Here is a 20,413-nt window from a genome sequence, read left to right on the forward strand (position 1 = left end):
CCGTTCACGGCTCCGGCCGCCGATCACAACGCCGGATGAACCAATCCTTCCGGCTTGCTGGGGTGGGGGACCGGGGCTAGCATCCTCCGCGTCGATATATCTTCAGGAATAAAAAACATGATCCACGAACTCCGCATCTATCACTGTATGCCGGGTCGACTTCCGGATCTTCTGAGGCGGTTCGAGACCGTGACACTCGGATTGTGGGATAAACACGGCATTCGACAGGCAGGGTTCTGGACGACGCTCGTCGGAGAGTCCAACATGGATCTCACCTATCTGCTGGCGTGGGAATCCCTCGCTGAGCGCGAGAGCAAATGGACCGCTTTCCAGGCTGACCCAGAATGGCTGGCCAAGCGCGCCGAAACCGAGAAGAATGGTCAGATCGTGGCCAGCATCACCAATCAGATCCTCGTGCCTACGGCATTCTCGGCAGTACGCTGACGTCCTGCGGCTGCAAGGACTTCAAAATCATGTCGGTGCAGGCTGGAGGGAGGTCCCATCAGTCCCCATAGCTGTTAGCCTGCGATAGAAGCACCGAAACCGGCACGACATCAGCGGTAAAGGCGTAATCTCAGCGCGGGACGATAGCTGAACCGGTTGCTGGCTCGTCACTCCCGCTGCGGAATCAAAGCCATGTCAAGTCCTGAGCGCGATCTCAGACGGACATCTGCCGCACCGAAATGGTGAGTTCCATCATCGCTGCTTCGATAATGGGTCTAATTTTTCTGTGCGTCCGCGGGGTCGGACTGAAATCGCGGCCCTGCGGCCCAGCAGATTGGCGAGTTGTCGCAGTGCGTCAAGAACAATTGCCTCCTGTTCCGATTGGCAAACATGATTGCCGCAAACGCGATTGGCGGCAGCGTCATCCGCATTGGCCCCTCCGTTTGCATGGCATTCATGTCTGGTCATGCTCAAATTCTACAGATCAAGGCTGCAAGACACCAAGAAAAATCGCTTTTAAAAATGCATTGATATTGAAAAAAATTCTGATTGCGCACCATTAATGCTGATAAAAGTTGGCGATAGATCGCAAAATATGCGTTGTTTTATACGGAAGATGAAAGGATATTCCGCTGTATGGGCGGTGGAAACTTCTGGGTGGGTTCGGTCGATAAGTTCAAGGCCAAACCGGCGAGAGCTGGCCGTGCCCCTATATCGGCCTGAAGCCGCACGTTCGAGATCGCAAAGCTGCTTGTATGTTTCGAGACGCGAGTGAACGGGAGCAACTGCCTCTCGATGTACGGGAAGATGCGTGCCGACGTGCGCAGAACAGCGAAGGTCACCAAGGCGAAGCCGGGGCGGGTCGGCACAGTGTCGGCGCGTGATCTTGCTCCCGCCGGTTTTTGGCTATCATGATAATGCCGCTGCGATCGGCCACTGGCAGGGTTTGATCCGCACCTCGATGGTGATCGACATCACGCCGGTCAGGCCAACGAAGCGAAATTGCTGGTGCGATCGGCGATCGTGTATGTCTTTGTCCAGCAGAAGGGGCCAATGTGCCTGGTCGTTCGGACCATCCGTATGGCCCCGGGTGAAAGCGAAGATCGGCCGCGCCAGTCTTGTCTACAAATTGCAGTGCCTCGTCCGGCTCTCCCGGAGTTCTGCATCAGGATATGAAAAAATCGAAATCGGATTGCCTGAAATTTTACAAAAAACATATCTCAAAAATATTAGTTATATATCTAAAATGATATTATCTTTACAGTTAATCAAGGCCACTCGAATAAAGTCGGAGTGAAAAAATATCTCAAATTTATATCTTTAGGTCATAGTAGGGGGATAGCTCAGTAAAAATTGGTTTCCTAGAACTTAATAAGTTCATCAAAAAACCGATAATTTTTCGTCCCTTAAGTGGATGGCCGATAATTGACACTGCCGTCGGCTCCGAAGGTCACACCTATTTTCTCAAGTGCGTTCTGCAGGGAATTTAGGTTGCTAACTGTCAATTGTGGAGGGCCATTGACCGATTCTGCCTTGACAACCGTTGTCCGCGCAACGCCTGCCATTTCCGCGAGCTGAACAGCTGAAATCTTGGCATACGCTCTTGCTGCGCGAATTTGTCCTCCGGTGATCATTTCTGCTCCAATTATAGTCGCTAGTCCCGTCTCTTAGCTAACCGTTGCACTTCTAGGATTACAATCATTTAATATTTGAATATGAACAAAATGTTTGTTTTTGCAAATAATATGACTAGTTCTATCCTGACGAATGCGTATCCGAAATTGCCGGTTCGTCAAAATCTTCTTCAAACGGCTGAGCCGCGTGTTGCAGCACACGACCCAGCCTAGCCCGCAACAGTGAGAAAGGACCTCACATGACACAGGTTGCCTCCCATATCGCATCTGATCGGTTTCGCCGCCAGCCTCGGCGTTCGCCTGTCGAGGATCTAAAGCCCGAGGTTGGGCGGGAAGAGCAGGCCAATCTGACTGCCCAGCGCATGGCCCCGCGGATCAAACGCCTCCACGCTCGTCCCGAGACGCATTGTCCAAGGCTACCGTCGACGACGCTGATCGGCGAAGCCGGCGCGAATCTGATTCTCTCTCGGCTCCAGTCATGGGGAATCGCAGCACAACCGGCGATGGCCGGGCTGCCCTACGATCTGATCGCCGATATCCCAGGCTTCGACATGGTCCGGATCCAAGTGAAGACCCGCAGTCGGCCAAACGGTAAGCGTTGCATCTTCACGATGCAGCGTGGGCACCAACGGTCGCGGTCAGGGATTTTCTCCTATGCACCCGGCGATTTTGACCTCGCCGCCTTCGTCTGCCTGTCTCTCCCGGCTGTCTTCTTTTATGCCGGTCCCGTGGAGCGGATCAGCCTCAGCACGCCGTGGTTCCGCCTTCCCGGGATTGATCGTGAAAGTCTCGATCTCTCCATCAAAACGATCCGCCGGTGCCGCTACAATGACAGGTCGGCCTGGCTGGCCTCGATGCAGGCCGAGTCAGTTCCAGTCGATGCAGGGATCGATTTGTGCGAACATAATCAAGTTCCCCGACAGGCTGAGTTCGATTTTGGCATCGGAGGTTGATGCCATGCACGACGACGAAGATCTCTTTCTCGATCACGAGTCATCCGATCTCAACGATCCTCCGACTGATCAGGCCGACGTGGTCGATGATGTCAACTCAATCGATTGCGCCATGGTTGGCGCCTGGAATCTACTTGGACGAGCACTGGGTAAGATCTCGAAACAGCGGCGTCCGGGTCTGTATGTCGTTGTGGCGCCCGGTGACCACTGGGTATCGACGATGCGCGCAATCGTGGCAAAAGTGATTCTGGGCTATCCTTGTCGTGGGCCGCGACGGCCGGGAGTGGCGCGGTCAGCTCCGTCGTTTCTGGTCCATGAATGGGATGCGGGCGGCGACGCGAAAAAGGGCAATGAAATCCGTGCCAGCGTGGAGTCCGGTCTGCGTGAAGGGCGGATAGTTATTCTTCTGACCGGAAGCCGGGCTGTTGTGCCGCCCGAGCTCGGTGCTGCAGCAGATAGTACCATTTACGTGACAGCGCCGGATCGCGAATGCCTGGCCGCCGTTCTCAAGGCGGTTGACCCGGTTGCACGGCGAACGAGCTTGAGGGGCCTCAATCTCAATGCAGTCACGCCTGTCACCTTGCGGCTGGCCTACCGGCCTGGAACGACAGCCACGTCTTACCTGCGGCGTCTGAAAGCCCTGACCCAAGGGTCAAAAGGAAAGGCCAGCCGTTTCGATTCCCTCCATGGCATCGACAAGGCGAAGGAATGGGCGTCAGCACTCAAGCTCGATCTGCAGTTGTGGCGCCAGGGCAAGATAAGCTGGCATGATCTCCCCCGGGGGCTTCTTTTGGCGGGGCCTCCCGGGACCGGTAAGACCTCATTTGCCGGCGCGATAGCGGATCATGCCGGGATTGCCTTTGTCCCAACGAGCTATGCGACGTGGCAGACCAGTGGGGCCGGCCATCTCGGGGAAGTCTTGAAGGCGATGAACGCTGCCTTTGCTCAGGCGCGGCTTCTCGCACCGAGCGTTCTGTTCATCGACGAACTGGATACGCTCGGCAGCCGGGGTGGTCGGGAGCAGCGCGATGACTGGTGGCGCGCGATCATCAATGCCCTGCTCGAGCAGATGGACGGTGTTGCCAGTAACGAGGGGGTTGTCATGGTTGGCGCCAGCAATCATCCGGAACTGATCGATTCGGCGATCCTGCGCGCGGGGCGATTGGAGGACCGGATCGATGTCGGACCACCTGATGTGAAAGCCCTTGCGTGCATATACGCGCAGCATCTAGCGGGACGGATGGAAGCCGGCGTCGACCTTCAACGCATCGCGTGGATGAGCGAGGGAGCGACGGGCGCCGATGTTATCCGGATATGCAAGACGGCCAACCGCCGCGCGCGCCACGAGGCCAGGTTGGTGACCACCGAAGATTTGATTGCGGCCATTGGCGTTGACGGCGTCGTTGATCCCCAAGATCTGTGGCGCGTCGCTGTTCATGAAGCTGGTCACGCGATTGTCGCGATGGCGCATTCTGCCCTGCGGGTGGGAGGCTTGTCCCTCGTCAGCCGGGAAAAGACGGCTGGGCATGCCGCAGTGTCCATGGCGCGCGCTGGTACCCTGAGCCCGGCAGACCTTGACGCAATGCTTGCCGCTCTGATGGGCGGTCGGGCCGCAGAGGAATTGGCCTTCGGCGATATCACTGCCGGCTCGGGCGGTGGTGACAACTCCGATCTCGCCCGCGCGACGCAGATGGCGGTCATCGCGGAGCTGTCGCTGGGCATGCGCTCCGAAGGGCTGATCTGGTACCCGAAGGTCTCGGGCGACAGGCTCGTTCAGCTTTTTGGGCAGCGCCCTGACATCGAGCATGCGGTGCGGCGGCGCCTTGATACGGCCTATACCAAGGCAAGAGAGTTGATCGAGGCGAGAAAGCCCACCCTCGACCTCCTGGCGGAACGGTTGCTGGCCCGCAAGGTTTTGTCCGCCAAGGAAGTTATGGATCTTGCGGGTAAGGCCGGTTCCGAGGCCATTGGCCCGCTTGCTTGCGCCTTATAGCCCGAAAACCATACGAATTCAGATTGACGCGAAAGCCGGGATGCTGATTGACGCGAAAGCCGGGATGCTGACGCATGCCGGAATCCGCGCCCTGCTTGAAAAGAATTCACTGCTGGCACGAATGTGAGGTGGTTGATACGCCGGGATGACCTCGTCCATCATAGTGACTAGGGCCGCCCAATACGTCTCGCTCCACTACACTGAACGCCTGGCCGAAGCAGGGATCGAGCCTTCCGTCGGCAGCGTCGGCGATTCCTATGACAATGCCCTCTCTGAAACCATCAACGGCCAATTCAAGGCCGAGGTAATCCACCGTCGTGGCCCTTGGCGGAACGCAGAAGTGGTGGAATTCGCCGCGCTCGAATGGGTGGACTGGATCAACAACCGCCTCTTCCTCGAGCCGATCGCGATATCCCATCTGCCGAGGCCGAGGCGCAGTACTATGAGAAACTGAACAAGCTGGCTATGGTCGCCTGAGTCAAACAAAATAGCCTTCGGCAAACCCGGCGCGGTTCAAGCTTCTCGAAGTGTGCCGCGTCTGAGCCAGTCGTGCCGGCCGCTCTGCGTCTCCAGGTCGAGGCGCGGCCGGAGTCACAGAGGGTGCCGGCGTTGGGTGGGCGAAAAAGGTGGGAGTGACGCTGGAGCCCAAGCAGAATATTAGCTATTTTGGAATTGTGATATATTTTCTCGGGTAAATGAAGCAGTGTCACTCCCTAATAGTTGGCGAAACGTATTGGCATTTTGGGGCAAATCATACACTCATGAGGATGAGATATTTGCCTACCCGATTGTGGCACACTCACTTGATGTTGCTGCGGCAGGTTCACGCCTGCCAATGCCATTAAAGGAATTCGATAAGCACACGGTTTACTTCCTGCTGTCGCTCCACGATATCGGCAAATTCTCCCGCCCGTTCCAGGCTCAGGAATCCGATCTTTGGCCGAGCCGGGTTCTGGGGCCATGGCCCGGTCGTGTTGCGGGCCCGCGACACGATACACTGACTGCGGCACTCCTTGAGGTGTTCGCGGACGAAGGTTTGCTTGACCCGGTATTCCCACTTGGTCGGCGAGGGAGCGGGTGGCACCCCAGCAAGCGATCTGGTCTCATTCGAACGATTGCCGGGCATCATGGGCGCCCCATCGATGTGCCTGACCACCTGGAGCCCGCGGTTTGCCGCCAATGCCTGGACGCCGCGCGGGAGTTCGTGCAGGCGATGCTCGATCTTTTCCAGCCGTCTCCCTTGCCGCCACCTCAAAGCCGGCGGGCCAGTGCACGGATGCAATGGCAGATTGCCGGCTTTCTCACTCTTGCTGATTGGATTGGATCAAACGAAATCTGGTTCCCGCGCGATGGGACCCACAGCGATCTCGATCCGCACGATTATTTCCGAGAAGTAGCGCTGCCGCGCGCCGCCCAAGCTGGTGCGGACGCCGGACTGACCCCCTCCAAGGCGCGCACTTTCACTGGTTTCTCCGCACTGTTCCCGAAGGTCGACACACCGTCTCCGGCACAATCATGGGCCGAGACAGTGCCGCTGCCGGAGGGGGCAGTGCTCGCAATCATCGAAGACCTGACCGGCAGTGGGAAAACCGAGGCGGCCCTTACGCTTGCCAGCCGTATAATGGCATCGGGAGAGGCAAGGGGTGTCTTCTTTGCCCTGCCGAGCATGGCGACCGCCAATTCCATGTTCCAGAGGCTGACCGATACCTACCTGCGCCTGTTTGAAGAGGGCTCGCGGCCATCGATCGCACTGACGCACGGGAAGGCCGGTCTGGATCCTCGTTTCCGTGCGCTGATATCAGCCTCCCCCTCCTCGGCTTCAGAGCCACGGGAGGGGGAGGCGATTCCGTCAGAAGCGGAGTGCAAAGCCTGGCTCGCGGAAGATCGGAGGCGTTCCCTCTTTGCCGATGTCGGCATAGGCACCATCGATCAGGCTCTCCTCGCCGTCTTGCCCGTACGCCACGCGCCGCTCCGGCTGCATGGCTTGCAGGGCAAGGTTCTTGTCGTGGACGAGGTACATGCATTCGATTCCTATATGGAGCGCGAATTGCAGGCGCTGCTCGAGTTTCATGCCGCACTGGGTGGGTCCGCGATACTGCTTTCCGCCACTCTCCCGCTGAGGATGCGGCAATCGCTGACTGACGCGTTCCGCCGTGGCGCCGGCCAGGAAGCCCCTCGCCAGGTTACATCGACACACTACCCGCTCGCCACGATCGAGGGATCTGAAGCCCAGACCGAGTATCCGTTGGGCGTCCGGACGGGCCTCCCTCGGTCAGTCACCATTACGCGGGTAGACACTGAGGTGGACGCCCTTTCCAGGGTTGTGGATGCCGCAAGGCTTGGCGCTGCCGTAGTCTGGATCCGAAACAGCGTTGATGATGCGCTTGAAGCCGCCGCGGCGGTGCGCATGGAGAACATCGACCCGATCGTCTTCCACGCTCGTTTTGCGCACATCGATCGGCAGTCGGTGGAACAGGAGGTGCTGCGCCGGTTCGGCAAGGACAGTATCGGGCATGCGCGCGCCGGCGTCCTGATCGCCACGCAGGTCGTCGAGCAGTCCCTGGATCTGGATTTTGATCTGCTTGTGACAGACCTGGCGCCGGTGGATAGTCTCATCCAGAGGGCAGGGCGGCTCTGGCGCCACAGTCGCGGACCGCGAGTCATCGAGCGTCCTGAGATGGTTGTCCTCTCGCCGACCCCATCAATGGCGTCAGGCCCGGGCTGGCTGGATTCCTTGCTGCCAAGGACGAACGCTGTCTACCAGAATCCGGCATTGCTGTGGCGCAGCGCCCGGGCGCTATTCGCCAAATCCGACCTCGTTACACCCGATGATATGCGCCTCCTGATCGAGGCGGTGGATGACGTGGAGGATACGCCGCCGGGCCTCAAGATGGCGGCGGACGGAGCCTGGGCAAAGCATCTGAGCCACCGTGCGTTTGCGGCCGGCGCCGTCCTGGATTTCGACGAGGGGTATACGCTCCAATCCGGTGCCTGGGACAGGGAAACCCGGACACCGACCCGACTTGAGGAGCGCGAGCAGGCCACGCTTCGCCTGGCTCGCGTCAAGGATGGAAAGGTGGTGCCCTATGCTGGGCTTGCGGGAGACTTGCGGCAGGCGTGGACGCTATCCGAAGTGAGGGTCCAGCGGTATCGGATAGCAGCCTGCCCACCACCGGCGGGATACTCCGAAGCGGTGAACGAGGCGCGGAGCCAATGGGGCCGCTGGGAGCGCGAGAGTCCCCATATACTGCTCGCCATTCTCGAGGTGACGAAGCAGGAGGGCCGGTTTATGCTGCAAGGAGAAAATCCGGACGGCCATCCCGTATCAGCTGTCTACGATGCCACTGATGGCCTGAGGTGGCTTCCCGCATCCGCGGGATGACCCGCGTGATGACCTGTCATTGGTCTTCGCACCGAGATGTTCCCTGCAGGCGCGGGGCGGCTTTTTTGACGAAAACCAACGTCTGTTCGATTAAAACAAAAGCGTGAAGATCTATCATTATCGTTGCGTCGAAGCAGCCGAGTGGTGTAAGGAGGGATAATAGCTAATTTTCGTAGCGGCAGAATGAGACTCAGATACCGGATAGCGCCGCATATTCAGTGACGTGATCCTGCGGCCGTAAAATAGATTCGTGCCTTTCTGTATAATAAAATGCGAGGTCTAAGCTTTCATGTTTAACCTCTTGACTAATCCATGGCTCCCCATTGTCCGTCAGGACGGCACGAAAAGTGTCATCGCTCCTCGGGACATCACGGAGGATATTTCCTCGAACCCAGTCATTGCCGTCAACTGGCCGCGCGCTGATTTTCGTCTCGCCACGATGGAATTGCTGGTTGGCCTAATCGCCACGGCCTGCCCTCCGGCAGATGAGGATGATTGGCTCGACGCCTGGGAGGCTCCACATTCGCCTGAAAAGTTGGACGGTGCCTTCGCGCCATTGGCCCATGCATTCAGCTTCGACGGCCCTGGGCCCCGCTTCATGCAAGATCTTGCGGATCTCGACGCTGATGAAGAGCCCGTGGAAAATCTGCTAATCGAGGTGGCCGGTAATTCCGGTCCCCTCGTTCATCCGGGACGCACCAAGCGGATGGGCAGGCCGGCGGCAGCAATCTCCCTTTACACGCTGCAATCATGGTCGCCCTCCGGCGGGAGGGGTAACCGTACCGGCTTGCGGGGAGGGGGACCGATGGTCACCATGGTGGCGCCAGGCCGGCATCGATCTCTCTGGCACCACATCTGGGCCAATGTGCCGCTCGGACGAAAGCCCGAGCCGGTAGACTTTCCTCGTATCTTTCCTTGGCTCTCGCCAACGATCACATCCGTGAACGATGAGGTCGTAACGCCGGATGATGTCGCCCACCCCCTGCAAGTCTGGTGGGGTATGCCGCGGCGTATCAGGCTCAGCTTCGTTCAGCTGCCTTCACCTGCCCCCTGCGACCTGACAGGTGCTTTGGACTCGAGCGTTGTCACCGGATGGCGGCAGCGCCCCCACGGGCCAAAGTATGTCGGGTGGGGAGCGAGACATCCCCTCACACCAACCTATCAGAACAAGGCTGGAGAAGAGATTTTATCGGTCCACCCTAACCCTGGTGGAGTCGGTTACCGAAACTGGATTGGTCTTGTTCTCCGCAGCCCGGACGGCCTGCGCCGGCCGGCACCCATCGTCTCTACCTGGCGGAATGACCGCTACCGCGGCACGGAAGAGGCCAAAGGTGCCCGCCTGATCGCTGGCGGCTATGACACGGACAACATGAAGGCGCGAGGTTTCATGGAGACCGAGGTCCCGCTGGTCCTGGCGAGCTCGAAGGAGGTGCAGGAACGTCTGGACGCACTAGCCACATCGCTCGTCCGTGCCAGCGAGCGGGCCAGCTACCAGCTCCGCAAGGCTGTGCAACAGGCACTTTATCATCCAGGCGCGAAGGTCAAAGCCACGGCTCATGGGATCGCGCTTCTGGGGGACCGCGTTTGGCTGGAGACGGAGAGCGCGTTCTTCAGTGCTTTGGACCGCGCGATGAGCCTTGACGATACGGCGCCAGAACGGGTCGCATGGCAGGTGCGCCTTAGAGGTCTCGCGCTGCGCATCTTCGACGACACCGTGCCGATTGATCCACTGGACAGGAACAATGCTCGGCAGGTCAGAGCGCGCTTTTTCCTCGGGCTCGGCCTTAGTGGCTACGGCAAAGACGGCCAGTCCTTTTTCCAGATCCTGGAAATGCCCCTGCCAGCCCAGGAAAAAAAGTCGAAAGGAAAGGCTTCATGATCCGTTATCGATCGGCCGCCCATGACTGGTGGCGGGATCTCGTTCCGCGCGCAGGCTACCCCGGTGACCGTGCTGCGCTCGCCAAGCTTCGCCGCGCTTCAACCATCAGCGAAGCAATGACGGAAGAAGCATCAATCGCGCTCTTCCGCCGCGTCGGGGCGACATCGGCTGAAGATCTTCCCCGTGTGGCACTCGCCGCGGCCGTACTGGCCCGCGTGAGCAAGGAGCCCGACGGCCCCAACGCCCCCCGGTCGGTTGCGCGCGTTCTTGGGCCCCAAAAGGCAGACGACGTTTCAACGGCCATCCTCTCGCCGCTTCGCTTCAAGCGCCTGCTGGCTGCGGACGAACCGGAAGAGCAGCTGATCGCCTTTCGCCGGATGGTAGCCATAGCACGCGGGTCTCTTCCTGTTCGTGACCTGGCTGACGCCCTGCTGGACTGGTCGGAAACCCGCCGCCGCCGCTGGGTGTTCGATTACTGGAACGCAAGCGAAATCGCCTCCACCCCTACAACCGATGCCCCCGAGGAGCCCGTGTGATGACCCAGTTTTTGCAGGTCCATCTCCTGACCTTCTTCCCGCCTTCGAACATGAACCGCGATGACACTGGGCGCCCGAAAACCGCCATGGTCGGCGGGGCAATGCGCCTTCGCCTGTCCTCCCAGGCGCTCAAGCGCGCCTGGCGCACGTCCACGATATTTTCCGAGGCCCTCAAGGGGTACATGGGAGAGCGCACGCAGCGCCTTGGGGAGGAGATTCTCAAAGCCCTGCGCGCCGAGGGGGTTTCCGAGGCCCAGGCGCTCGCCATCGCCCGCGCCGTCGCTGGCCAGTTCGGCAAGCTCAACGAAGACGAGACACCGGCGCGCATCCAGCAGCTTGCGTTTATTTCGCCCGATGAGCGCAAGGCTGCCTTCGACTTGGCCCGGCGATATGCCGCCGGTGAGATTCCTCTTCCCGAAAAGGCCAAGGGCAAGAGGGGCAAGGCGAATAAGGTCGAGAGTGAGGAAGAGGTGGAAGCGCCCGAAATCCTGCTGCTCCGCGAAAGCGATACCGCAGCTGACATTGCCCTCTTCGGCCGCATGCTGGCCGACAAGCCGGCCTTCAACCGTGAAGCCGCCGCACAGGTGGCACATGCCATCACCACCCATCGCATCAGCGTGGACGACGACTATTACACGGCTGTCGATGATCTGAAGCGACCGTCCGAGGACGCCGGCGCTGGGTTCATCGGAGAGACCGGCTTCGGCAGTGGCGTCTTCTACACATACATGTCGATCAATATCGACCTCCTGATCCGGAACCTGGGCGGCGGTGATCAGGCACGAGACCTGGCTGCCACCGCCATTGCTGCTCTTGTCGAGGCGGCAGCCACCACCGCACCGAGCGGCAAGCAGAACAGCTTCGCCGCCCACGGGCGGGCCGGATACATCCTCGCCGAGCGCGGAAAGGCGCAGCCGCGAACTCTTGCGGGTGCCTTCGCCAAACCCGTCGAAGGGGGCGATATCATGGACGCATCGATTGGCCGGCTCGAGGAATTCCGGGAAGCGATCGACAAGGCTTACGGGCCGACGGCCGATGCGACAAAGGTCATGCGTGTTGGTGGCGAGGGCTCTCTGGCTGACATCATTGTCTTCGCCCGCGAAGGAGTGTGAGGTGAAGAGCTTCCTCACTTTCACCCTTTTTGCCCCCATCGCCTCTTTTGGCGCTATTGCCGTGGGGGAGCGGCGCGAGAGCTGGTCGCGCCCCGCACGATCGGCCGTGCTCGGTCTTGTGGGAGCATGCTTGGGGATTGAGCGGGAAGATGCGGAAGAGCAGGCTGCCCTCGAGCGTGAGTTTGGCTTTGCCTTGCTCTGCGGCACGTCAGGGGGCTCGCTTGCCGATTTTCACACGCTCCAGGTCGGCCGCCCAGCCCGTGGCCAGACGTTCCGCACGCGGGCTGAGGAGCTTAACTCGAATACGGTCGACACGATTCTCACACGGCGTGACTACCGTGTGAGCGCCTGGCATCTTGCAGCACTCTGGGTACGGTCAGAGGTGGATCCCCGCTGGGCGCTCGAGGATCTAGCCGACGCGATGAAGCAGCCAGCCTTCACACCCTACCTCGGGCGACGCGCATGCCCGCTCGGCCTCCCCCTCGCGCCGCAGATCATCGATGCCGACAGCCCGGCATCGGCCCTGGACAGGCGATGGGCCAGTGGCCCCGAGGCTGAATTCCGCCCATCGCTCGCCGGCACGATCCAGGACCTGTTCGTGGCGCGCGACCGATGGGTGGGAGACGAGGGGGCGAACAACCTGCTCCGCAGCGAAGAGCGGCGGGATGCCCCGATCTCGCGCACCCTATGGCAATTCGGTCTGCGCACAGAGGTCATCGAGGCATTTTCTCCAACGGAGAATCGGTCATGAGTACGATGTGGCTGTCAAAGGCGCGCTTGAACCACGATCAGAAGGCGGTCGCGGCCCTCGCTTCGGTTCTGGTGCCTGAAGACGGCTCGGCCCGGGTTGCGGCGACGCATCATCTCGTCTGGTCACTTTTTGCCGGAGACGCGGATCGGAAGCGCGACTTCCTGTGGCGTGAAGAGCGTCCGGGCCATTTTCTTATCCTCTCCCCCGACCGGCCAGGCGATGGGGGTGGGCTCTGCACGGTCGAGAGCAAGGAATTCGCACCGGCGTTGTCGGCCGGCGACAGGCTTGGCTTTTCCCTGCGTGCGAACGCGGTTGTAAGCCGGGGAGAGCCCGGCTCCGGCCGGGGCAAGCGTCATGACGTCGTGATGGATGTCCTTCGTCATCATCCTAAGGGCGAGCGTGCATCTCATCGCCTGGGTCTGGTCACCGAGGTCGGAGCGGCCTGGCTTGTCCGCCAGGGTGAACGTCACGGTTTCGTAGTCGAAGGCCAGCCGGCCTGCGATGGCTACGAGGCAATCCGGGTGTTGCGTGGAAGAGGTGAGAAGCCTCTGACCTTCAGCCAGATTGATTTCGCGGGAGTTTTAAGCGTCACCGATCCAGCGCGCTTCATCGCTGCCATTGGCCATGGCTTCGGGCGGGCGCGGGCCTTTGGCTGTGGCCTCATGCTGATCCGCCGTGTCTGATCAGGCGCCGGGTCTGCCGCCGCCGCGACCCATTCCAATTCGTGAACGCTCATCTATCCTGTTTCTCGAGCGCGGACAGCTCGACGTGATCGATGGGAGCTTTGTTGTCGTCGACCAGCGTGGCATTCGGACCGTAATTCCGGTCGGCGGCATTACATGCCTGATGCTGGAGCCAGGCACACGTGTAAGCCATGCCGCTGTTTGCCTAGCTGCACGAGCGGGCACATTACTCATCTGGGTTGGAGAGGCTGGTGTGCGCCTCTACGCTGCCGGCCAGCCGGGTGGTGCGCGGTCCGACCGGCTACTCTATCAGGCGCGACTTGCGCTCGATGATGAGGCTCGTCTCCGTGTCGTCCGAAGAATGTATTCTATCCGCTTCCAGGAAGAGCCGCCCCAGCGCCGCTCTGTCGATCAACTGCGCGGCATTGAGGGCGTCCGCGTGCGGGAGCTCTATAAGCTGATGGCCCAGCGCCATGGCGTCTCCTGGGCCGGGCGGCGTTACGACCCCCAGAACTGGGGTGGTGCTGATCTTGTCAATCGTTGTCTATCTGCTGCGACAGCTGCCCTATACGGGATCTCGGAGGCGGCAATCCTGGCCGCCGGGTATGCGCCGGCGATCGGCTTTTTACATAGTGGCAAGCCGCAAAGCTTTGTTTATGACATTGCGGATCTCTTCAAGTTCGAAACGGTCGTGCCGGAGGCATTCAAGGTAGTGGCGGCAGTGCAATCTGGACGTGGACAGATTGATGGGATGGCGATCGGAGAACCTGTCGGCGCGGTCCGGCGGCGCTGCCGCGATGCGTTCCGCCGCACAAATGTACTCGCACGCATCATTCCCGCTATCGAGGATGTGTTGGCAGCCGGCGGCTTGGCAGTGCCAGAGGCGCCCGAAGAAGCGATGCCCGTTGCTATACCACCACCGGAACCGACGGGTGATGCTGGTCATCGTGGTTGAGAACGCGCCGCCGCGTTTGCGAGGCCGACTAGGTGTCTGGCTTTTGGAAGTTCGAGCAGGCGTTTATGTAGGAAACTATGGGCGCAAGGTTCGCGAGATGCTTTGGGAACAGGTCCGTGGCGCCATTGGTGACGGCAATGGCGTTATCGCCTGGACTTCTCCAAGCGATGCTGGGTTCGAATTCGACACCTGTGGCAAGAACCGCCGAGTGCCTGTCGATCTCGATGGATTTCGCCTTGTAGCCTTTACGGAGGAGGCGGAAACTGCTCCTCCCTTACACACAGGCGAGCCCCGCCACCGTCGGTAGTTCTTTGACATTGTGAATTCATTAGTTAAATCAGATCTTTACAGGAAGAGTGTTCCCCGCAGGCGCGGGGATGAACCGATTGACGGACTCAAGGAAGTTGCCCGCACCTGGTGTTCCCCGCAGGCGCGGGGATGAACCGGCATGCCGCGCTGATGCGACGGTCCCATTCGTGTGTTCCCCGCAGGCGCGGGGATGAACCGGCCGATTAGTGCGATTCTGTTTTCAACGGAAGGTGTTCCCCGCAGGCGCGGGGATGAACCGTTGAGCACGATGACGGTGCCCTGCGCGGTCGTGTGTTCCCCGCAGGCGCGGGGATGAACCGGCGCGCAAGCGCAAGGGCAACAGTGGCACGCAGTGTTCCCCGCAGGCGCGGGGATGAACCGCGCAATTTTCGTCCCATCCCTCGGCGCGGTCTGTGTTCCCCGCAGGCGCGGGGATGAACCGATCGCCCGACATAGATCATGCGGGCGCAATGCGTGTTCCCCGCAGGCGCGGGGATGAACCGGTTGGGGGCAGCTTCCTCGAACGTGAAATAATGTGTTCCCCGCAGGCGCGGGGATGAACCGGCCGAACGCGACCGGAAACACGAGGAGGAACTGTGTTCCCCGCAGGCGCGGGGATGAACCTGCGATCAACGCGATCAATGCGGTTGTTTCAAAGTGTTCCCCGCAGGCGCGGGGATGAACCGGCATGAGCACGGTGGTCGCGCCGCTGCTCCTCGTGTTCCCCGCAGGCGCGGGGATGAACCGGCGCCACAAGGGCGCTTTTGTCTGGGAAGGATGTGTTCCCCGCAGGCGCGGGGATGAACCGGCACTGCGGCGCTTACGATTGCTGCGCCCGCTGTGTTCCCCGCAGGCGCGGGGATGAACCGCAGGATGTATGCGCCGTGCTGCTCGGCTGTGAGTGTTCCCCGCAGGCGCGGGGATGAACCGGTTCACAATGGGAGTGGACGCTTCCATCGTACGTGTTCCCCGCAGGCGCGGGGATGAACCGCGCATTCGCGTCGATGCGCGGAAATGGCTGGTGTGTTCCCCGCAGGCGCGGGGATGAACCGCCTCAGCCCGACCCGGTGACGTTTCCACACGAGTGTTCCCCGCAGGCGCGGGGATGAACCGAAATTCGGCTTTTCTGCCACGTTGGCGCTCAAGTGTTCCCCGCAGGCGCGGGGATGAACCGGTCACGGGTCGCCGCCTCCGGAAACCGCTCCGGTGTTCCCCGCAGGCGCGGGGATGAACCGAAATCCCCGATGATAAGATCGGTTTCACAATCGTGTTCCCCGCAGGCGCGGGGATGAACCGCAATGGAAGCCGAATGACCGTTCTCATCACCGGTGTTCCCCGCAGGCGCGGGGATGAACCGAGCGATCCGCCGACGTGGAGGCCGTCCGGCAGGTGTTCCCCGCAGGCGCGGGGATGAACCGGAACCGGCCGAGGTCGAGGAACAGGAGCAGATGTGTTCCCCGCAGGCGCGGGGATGAACCGCTGAAATTCCTTCGCCTGCGCGGCGTGCATCCGTGTTCCCCGCAGGCGCGGGGATGAACCGGACAGCCGGACGGTGCTCGAGGTCCGGCGCAAGTGTTCCCCGCAGGCGCGGGGATGAACCGAGCTTGCCCGCTCGCTGCAGCGCGACGCCAGGGTGTTCCCCGCAGGCGCGGGGATGAACCGGCTCCTCGGTCAGGTTCGAGACCGCCTCGGTCGTGTTCCCCGCAGGCGCGGGGATGAACCGTGATGCCGACGCGCCTCAACAACCCGTCGCAAGTGTTCCCCGCAGGCGCGGGGATGAACCGCCGATGTCGGATCGGAGCCCGGGCCTGCGGCGGTGTTCCCCGCAGGCGCGGGGATGAACCGGTCGCTTAGCCGCGTCGCACGCAAAGACGTGCGTGTTCCCCGCAGGCGCGGGGATGAACCGTTTCAAAACGTAGGGGTTTCCATCATCATCCTGTGTTCCCCGCAGGCGCGGGGATGAACCGCGGACCATCCGGCGATGGGAGACGGGCGAACAGTGTTCCCCGCAGGCGCGGGGATGAACCGTATAGGCGGAGTCGGACAACTTTGGGCGTCGGGTGTTCCCCGCAGGCGCGGGGATGAACCGCTGACGGGGCAGGCTGACGGTCCGTATGACGAGTGTTCCCCGCAGGCGCGGGGATGAACCGTAAAAACGGAGATTTAAAATGCCCTACTGTGTGTGTTCCCCGCAGGCGCGGGGATGAACCGGCTCGATATTTGAGCATTCGTCTGCGCCCCTAGTGTTCCCCGCAGGCGCGGGGATGAACCGATCAGCGGGCGCCGGGCGACCTGGCGCTGATGGTGTTCCCCGCAGGCGCGGGGATGAACCGGAGGCGTTGATCGCATACGCGAGCGCCTGCATGTGTTCCCCGCAGGCGCGGGGATGAACCGCGTCAGTGCGGTCGTGGTGCCGAGAAACGCATGTGTTCCCCGCAGGCGCGGGGATGAACCGCGACTGGTATTCGCGGAGCCATGCTTCGGGCGGTGTTCCCCGCAGGCGCGGGGATGAACCGGGCTGCGGCTTCTTGGCCTGCGCATGCAGGAAGTGTTCCCCGCAGGCGCGGGGATGAACCGAGGAGGCTCGCCGAGTTCCCGCGCCCGCTTGTGTGTTCCCCGCAGGCGCGGGGATGAACCGAATTCGGCCGGATTGCTGAACCCGAGCAGTCGGTGTTCCCCGCAGGCGCGGGGATGAACCGACAATGAAGCGGGCGATGGCCTCGGCCATGAAGTGTTCCCCGCAGGCGCGGGGATGAACCGCCCGCAGCGGATGGGCCGCGATACAAAGCTATGTGTTCCCCGCAGGCGCGGGGATGAACCCTTCGCGTTCTGGCCGGCGTAGGCTTCGGTGACGTGTTCCCCGCAGGCGCGGGGATGAACCGCCGCGCATCTACGGCGCAGGCATCATGGTCACGTGTTCCCCGCAGGCGCGGGGATGAACCGCCCTGAAAATGCTGCAGCAGGGCGACCCGGGCGTGTTCCCCGCAGGCGCGGGGATGAACCGCACCCGCAGGACCGCGAGCCGTGCCCATTTCCGTGTTCCCCGCAGGCGCGGGGATGAACCGGGCAATCTGGACCGGGGACATCGCGAACTGGACGTGTTCCCCGCAGGCGCGGGGATGAACCGACCAACACGAACACGATCACGCTGGCGGACGCGTGTTCCCCGCAGGCGCGGGGATGAACCGTGTCATGACGAAAGTGTCGGTGGCGAGGTTGAGTGTTCCCCGCAGGCGCGGGGATGAACCGTCGCAGCGCGGTTCGTCGCGGCGGGCGGCCAGGTGTTCCCCGCAGGCGCGGGGATGAACCGGTCGAGAGGCTGGCGCGCCCGGTGCTTGCCAGGTGTTCCCCGCAGGCGCGGGGATGAACCGCGACAAATATTTCGCTGGGGCTGGCGCTCGATGTGTTCCCCGCAGGCGCGGGGATGAACCGCCGAGGATGCGCGGCGGCGGCGTGCTTCGGCGGTGTTCCCCGCAGGCGCGGGGATGAACCGCTGGGCGTCTCGGTCGAGGCGGTGAAGCGGGCGTGTTCCCCGCAGGCGCGGGGATGAACCGCGGATTGCCGCCTGCGCTCGTCCACGCGTTCAGTGTTCCCCGCAGGCGCGGGGATGAACCGGTCGAGAATCTGCTCCTGTTCCTCGACCTCGGGTGTTCCCCGCAGGCGCGGGGATGAACCGCGTAGGATTGAACCCGTAGTTCTGCTCATTCGGTGTTCCCCGCAGGCGCGGGGATGAACCGTCAGAATTTACGGTAATGTCTACCATGTAGATGTGTTCCCCGCAGGCGCGGGGATGAACCGTGTCGAATGATATCGTAGGGTATAAACCATGCGTGTTCCCCGCAGGCGCGGGGATGAACCGCATCACAACAAGCGCGGGGTAGTCAATCCGCGGTGTTCCCCGCAGGCGCGGGGATGAACCGGGTTTGAGGGCAGTCAGGTAGCGCAGGGGCACGTGTTCCCCGCAGGCGCGGGGATGAACCGGATACGAAATCGGACCGGGCGCCAGTCTTCGCGTGTTCCCCGCAGGCGCGGGGATGAACCGCGGACCGTGTCGGTTGCCTGGCAGACGGTCGCGTGTTCCCCGCAGGCGCGGGGATGAACCGACGAGTATTTCCCGTTGCTTGTCGTTCATTTCGTGTTCCCCGCAGGCGCGGGGATGAACCGCGGCCTGAATCCGAATGCGGTGAATTCTGCCAGTGTTCCCCGCAGGCGCGGGGATGAACCGAGCTCGTCGGCCTTTTCATTCCCGCGCAGGGGGTGTTCCCCGCAGGCGCGGGGATGAACCGATTAATATCGCGCGAAATAGCAGAAACAGTGTGTGTTCCCCGCAGGCGCGGGGATGAACCGCCTCTTGATTCTTCCACCATTCCTTCGCGCCCGTGTTCCCCGCAGGCGCGGGGATGAACCGTCGCGGTGCAGATCAATTCCATCTCCCACCGTGTGTTCCCCGCAGGCGCGGGGATGAACCGCTGTCGCACCACACGGCGTGATAGCCCCATGAGTGTTCCCCGCAGGCGCGGGGATGAACCGAGATGATCAATACGCCGGTGTTTTGGGTATTTGTGTTCCCCGCAGGCGCGGGGATGAACCGAGAGGTTTCTGATAATGGCTCGTTATTTGTGGGTGTTCCCCGCAGGCGCGGGGATGAACCGACAAGAATTTCAAAGGTCTTCAGGACTATTTCGTGTTCCCCGCAGGCGCGGGGATGAACCGGAGGACGCGCCGGAGGCCGTTCCCGCACCCGCGTGTTCCCCGCAGGCGCGGGGATGAACCGGATCTCCGCACTGCTGGCCGGGATCTCCAGCAGTGTTCCCCGCAGGCGCGGGGATGAACCGATCGAGATCGACCCCTTTGGCGACATCCTTTTGTGTTCCCCGCAGGCGCGGGGATGAACCGACGAATTTGCATGAGAAGCGGCGAACTTAGAAGTGTTCCCCGCAGGCGCGGGGATGAACCGTCCAGCGTCCAGCAGGAGTGCACCCCCAGAAGGTGTTCCCCGCAGGCGCGGGGATGAACCGCGGCCTTCCGTCAAATCAGGGTCCTTCAATCGGTGTTCCCCGCAGGCGCGGGGATGAACCGATCGGTGCCGTAGTCGAATGAGGTTCCGTTAAGTGTTCCCCGCAGGCGCGGGGATGAACCGGATAGACCGGGATATGGTCATCCGCCCGCCTTGTGTTCCCCGCAGGCGCGGGGATGAACCGTAGCACGCGATGTATGCCACAAGTGGGAACGGGTGTTCCCCGCAGGCGCGGGGATGAACCGGATCAGCAGCACAAAGAATGCGTATTCCCAAAGTGTTCCCCGCAGGCGCGGGGATGAACCGGTCTGATTCTCTCGCAATTGCGATCTCGCCATGTGTTCCCCGCAGGCGCGGGGATGAACCGCCATCGTTTCTGCTACCGGCTTTCCCGAGGCGGTGTTCCCCGCAGGCGCGGGGATGAACCGTTCTGAGTCGGAACGACTTCGGGGCCTGTCAGGTGTTCCCCGCAGGCGCGGGGATGAACCGTTCTGGAGAGTGTGCCGAGTTCTTCGATCCCCGTGTTCCCCGCAGGCGCGGGGATGAACCGACGGGAGGGCCAATTCGGCAACGCCAAACAGGGTGTTCCCCGCAGGCGCGGGGATGAACCGGTTTTTGATCGTCACAGAAAAACGCTGGATTGGTGTTCCCCGCAGGCGCGGGGATGAACCGCGGGCGCAATCAATTCGCCATGCGCTTTGAACGTGTTCCCCGCAGGCGCGGGGATGAACCGTATTCTGGCGCCCGTCATCACGGCGGCGAGCA

The 20,413-nt window shown here is 61.6% G+C and carries 11 protein-coding genes, 1 pseudogene and 1 CRISPR repeat array; all 12 genes and pseudogenes read left to right on the top strand.

Translation table 11 applies throughout. The features are described 5' to 3' along the window. The first annotated feature begins 117 nt into the window (after window positions 1–117). The gene (locus APM_RS16600; protein WP_011942514.1) at window positions 118–444 is read left to right on the top strand and encodes an NIPSNAP family protein; all 327 of its coding nucleotides are present in this window, start codon (window positions 118–120) and stop codon (window positions 442–444) included. Between the two features lie 1,873 nt (window positions 445–2,317). Continuing rightward, window positions 2,318–3,031: a group I intron-associated PD-(D/E)XK endonuclease gene (locus tag APM_RS16610; RefSeq protein ID WP_007424548.1), complete on the top strand. Its 714-nt coding sequence runs from the start codon at window positions 2,318–2,320 to the stop codon at window positions 3,029–3,031. Window positions 3,032–3,035: 4 nt separating this feature from the next. Then, window positions 3,036–5,024 (top strand): AAA family ATPase, encoded by a 1,989-nt coding sequence (locus tag APM_RS16615; protein WP_007424549.1) that lies wholly within the window; start codon window positions 3,036–3,038, stop codon window positions 5,022–5,024. A 141-nt stretch (window positions 5,025–5,165) separates the two neighbouring features. Continuing rightward, window positions 5,166–5,501: pseudogene (locus APM_RS16620) on the top strand (IS3 family transposase); the annotation flags it as partial. Between the two features lie 226 nt (window positions 5,502–5,727). Beyond that, window positions 5,728–8,406 carry a CRISPR-associated helicase/endonuclease Cas3 gene (locus APM_RS16625; RefSeq protein WP_007424551.1) on the top strand — a complete coding sequence of 893 codons (2,679 nt, stop codon included), beginning with the start codon at window positions 5,728–5,730 and terminating at the stop codon, window positions 8,404–8,406. Window positions 8,407–8,695: 289 nt separating this feature from the next. Beyond that, complete coding sequence (gene casA, locus APM_RS16630; protein WP_007424552.1) at window positions 8,696–10,285, top strand: type I-E CRISPR-associated protein Cse1/CasA; 1,590 nt, start codon at window positions 8,696–8,698, stop codon at window positions 10,283–10,285. Further along, window positions 10,282–10,821 (top strand): type I-E CRISPR-associated protein Cse2/CasB, encoded by a 540-nt coding sequence (casB, locus tag APM_RS16635; protein ID WP_007424553.1) that lies wholly within the window; start codon window positions 10,282–10,284, stop codon window positions 10,819–10,821. The genes casA and casB overlap by 4 nt, the downstream gene beginning before the upstream one ends. After that, window positions 10,821–11,933, top strand: a complete 1,113-nt coding sequence (cas7e, locus tag APM_RS16640) for a type I-E CRISPR-associated protein Cas7/Cse4/CasC (protein WP_007424554.1) — start codon at window positions 10,821–10,823, stop codon at window positions 11,931–11,933. The genes casB and cas7e overlap by 1 nt, the downstream gene beginning before the upstream one ends. 1 nt (window position 11,934) lies before the next feature. Continuing rightward, a complete protein-coding gene (gene cas5e, locus APM_RS16645) occupies window positions 11,935–12,684 on the top strand; it encodes a type I-E CRISPR-associated protein Cas5/CasD (RefSeq protein WP_011942507.1) in 750 nt (249 codons plus the stop codon). Window positions 12,685–12,689: 5 nt separating this feature from the next. After that, window positions 12,690–13,367, top strand: coding sequence for a type I-E CRISPR-associated protein Cas6/Cse3/CasE (gene cas6e / locus APM_RS16650; protein WP_007424556.1), 678 nt, complete (start codon window positions 12,690–12,692; stop codon window positions 13,365–13,367). Beyond that, window positions 13,360–14,322 carry a type I-E CRISPR-associated endonuclease Cas1e gene (gene cas1e, locus APM_RS19910; protein WP_007424557.1) on the top strand — a complete coding sequence of 321 codons (963 nt, stop codon included), beginning with the start codon at window positions 13,360–13,362 and terminating at the stop codon, window positions 14,320–14,322. The genes cas6e and cas1e overlap by 8 nt, the downstream gene beginning before the upstream one ends. Further along, window positions 14,303–14,629, top strand: a complete 327-nt coding sequence (gene cas2e, locus APM_RS19915; RefSeq protein ID WP_050807217.1) for a type I-E CRISPR-associated endoribonuclease Cas2e — start codon at window positions 14,303–14,305, stop codon at window positions 14,627–14,629. Before cas1e ends, cas2e begins: the two co-directional genes overlap by 20 nt. Before the next feature lie 49 nt (window positions 14,630–14,678). Then, window positions 14,679–20,381: direct repeats of the CRISPR family, unit length 29 nt; unit sequence GTGTTCCCCGCAGGCGCGGGGATGAACCG. Window positions 20,382–20,413 lie beyond the last annotated feature (32 nt).

Source organism: Acidiphilium sp. PM, assembly GCF_000219295.1.
Taxonomy (GTDB): Bacteria; Pseudomonadota; Alphaproteobacteria; order Acetobacterales; family Acetobacteraceae; genus Acidiphilium; species Acidiphilium multivorum.

Coding starts and splice junctions, on each gene's coding strand:
- APM_RS16600 (WP_011942514.1), top strand. CDS start 118: ATGATCCACGAACTCCGCATCTATCACTGTATGCCGGGTCGACTTCCG.
- APM_RS16610 (WP_007424548.1), top strand. CDS start 2,318: ATGACACAGGTTGCCTCCCATATCGCATCTGATCGGTTTCGCCGCCAG.
- APM_RS16615 (WP_007424549.1), top strand. CDS start 3,036: ATGCACGACGACGAAGATCTCTTTCTCGATCACGAGTCATCCGATCTC.
- casA (WP_007424552.1), top strand. CDS start 8,696: ATGTTTAACCTCTTGACTAATCCATGGCTCCCCATTGTCCGTCAGGAC.
- casB (WP_007424553.1), top strand. CDS start 10,282: ATGATCCGTTATCGATCGGCCGCCCATGACTGGTGGCGGGATCTCGTT.
- cas7e (WP_007424554.1), top strand. CDS start 10,821: ATGACCCAGTTTTTGCAGGTCCATCTCCTGACCTTCTTCCCGCCTTCG.
- cas6e (WP_007424556.1), top strand. CDS start 12,690: ATGTGGCTGTCAAAGGCGCGCTTGAACCACGATCAGAAGGCGGTCGCG.
- cas2e (WP_050807217.1), top strand. CDS start 14,303: ATGCTGGTCATCGTGGTTGAGAACGCGCCGCCGCGTTTGCGAGGCCGA.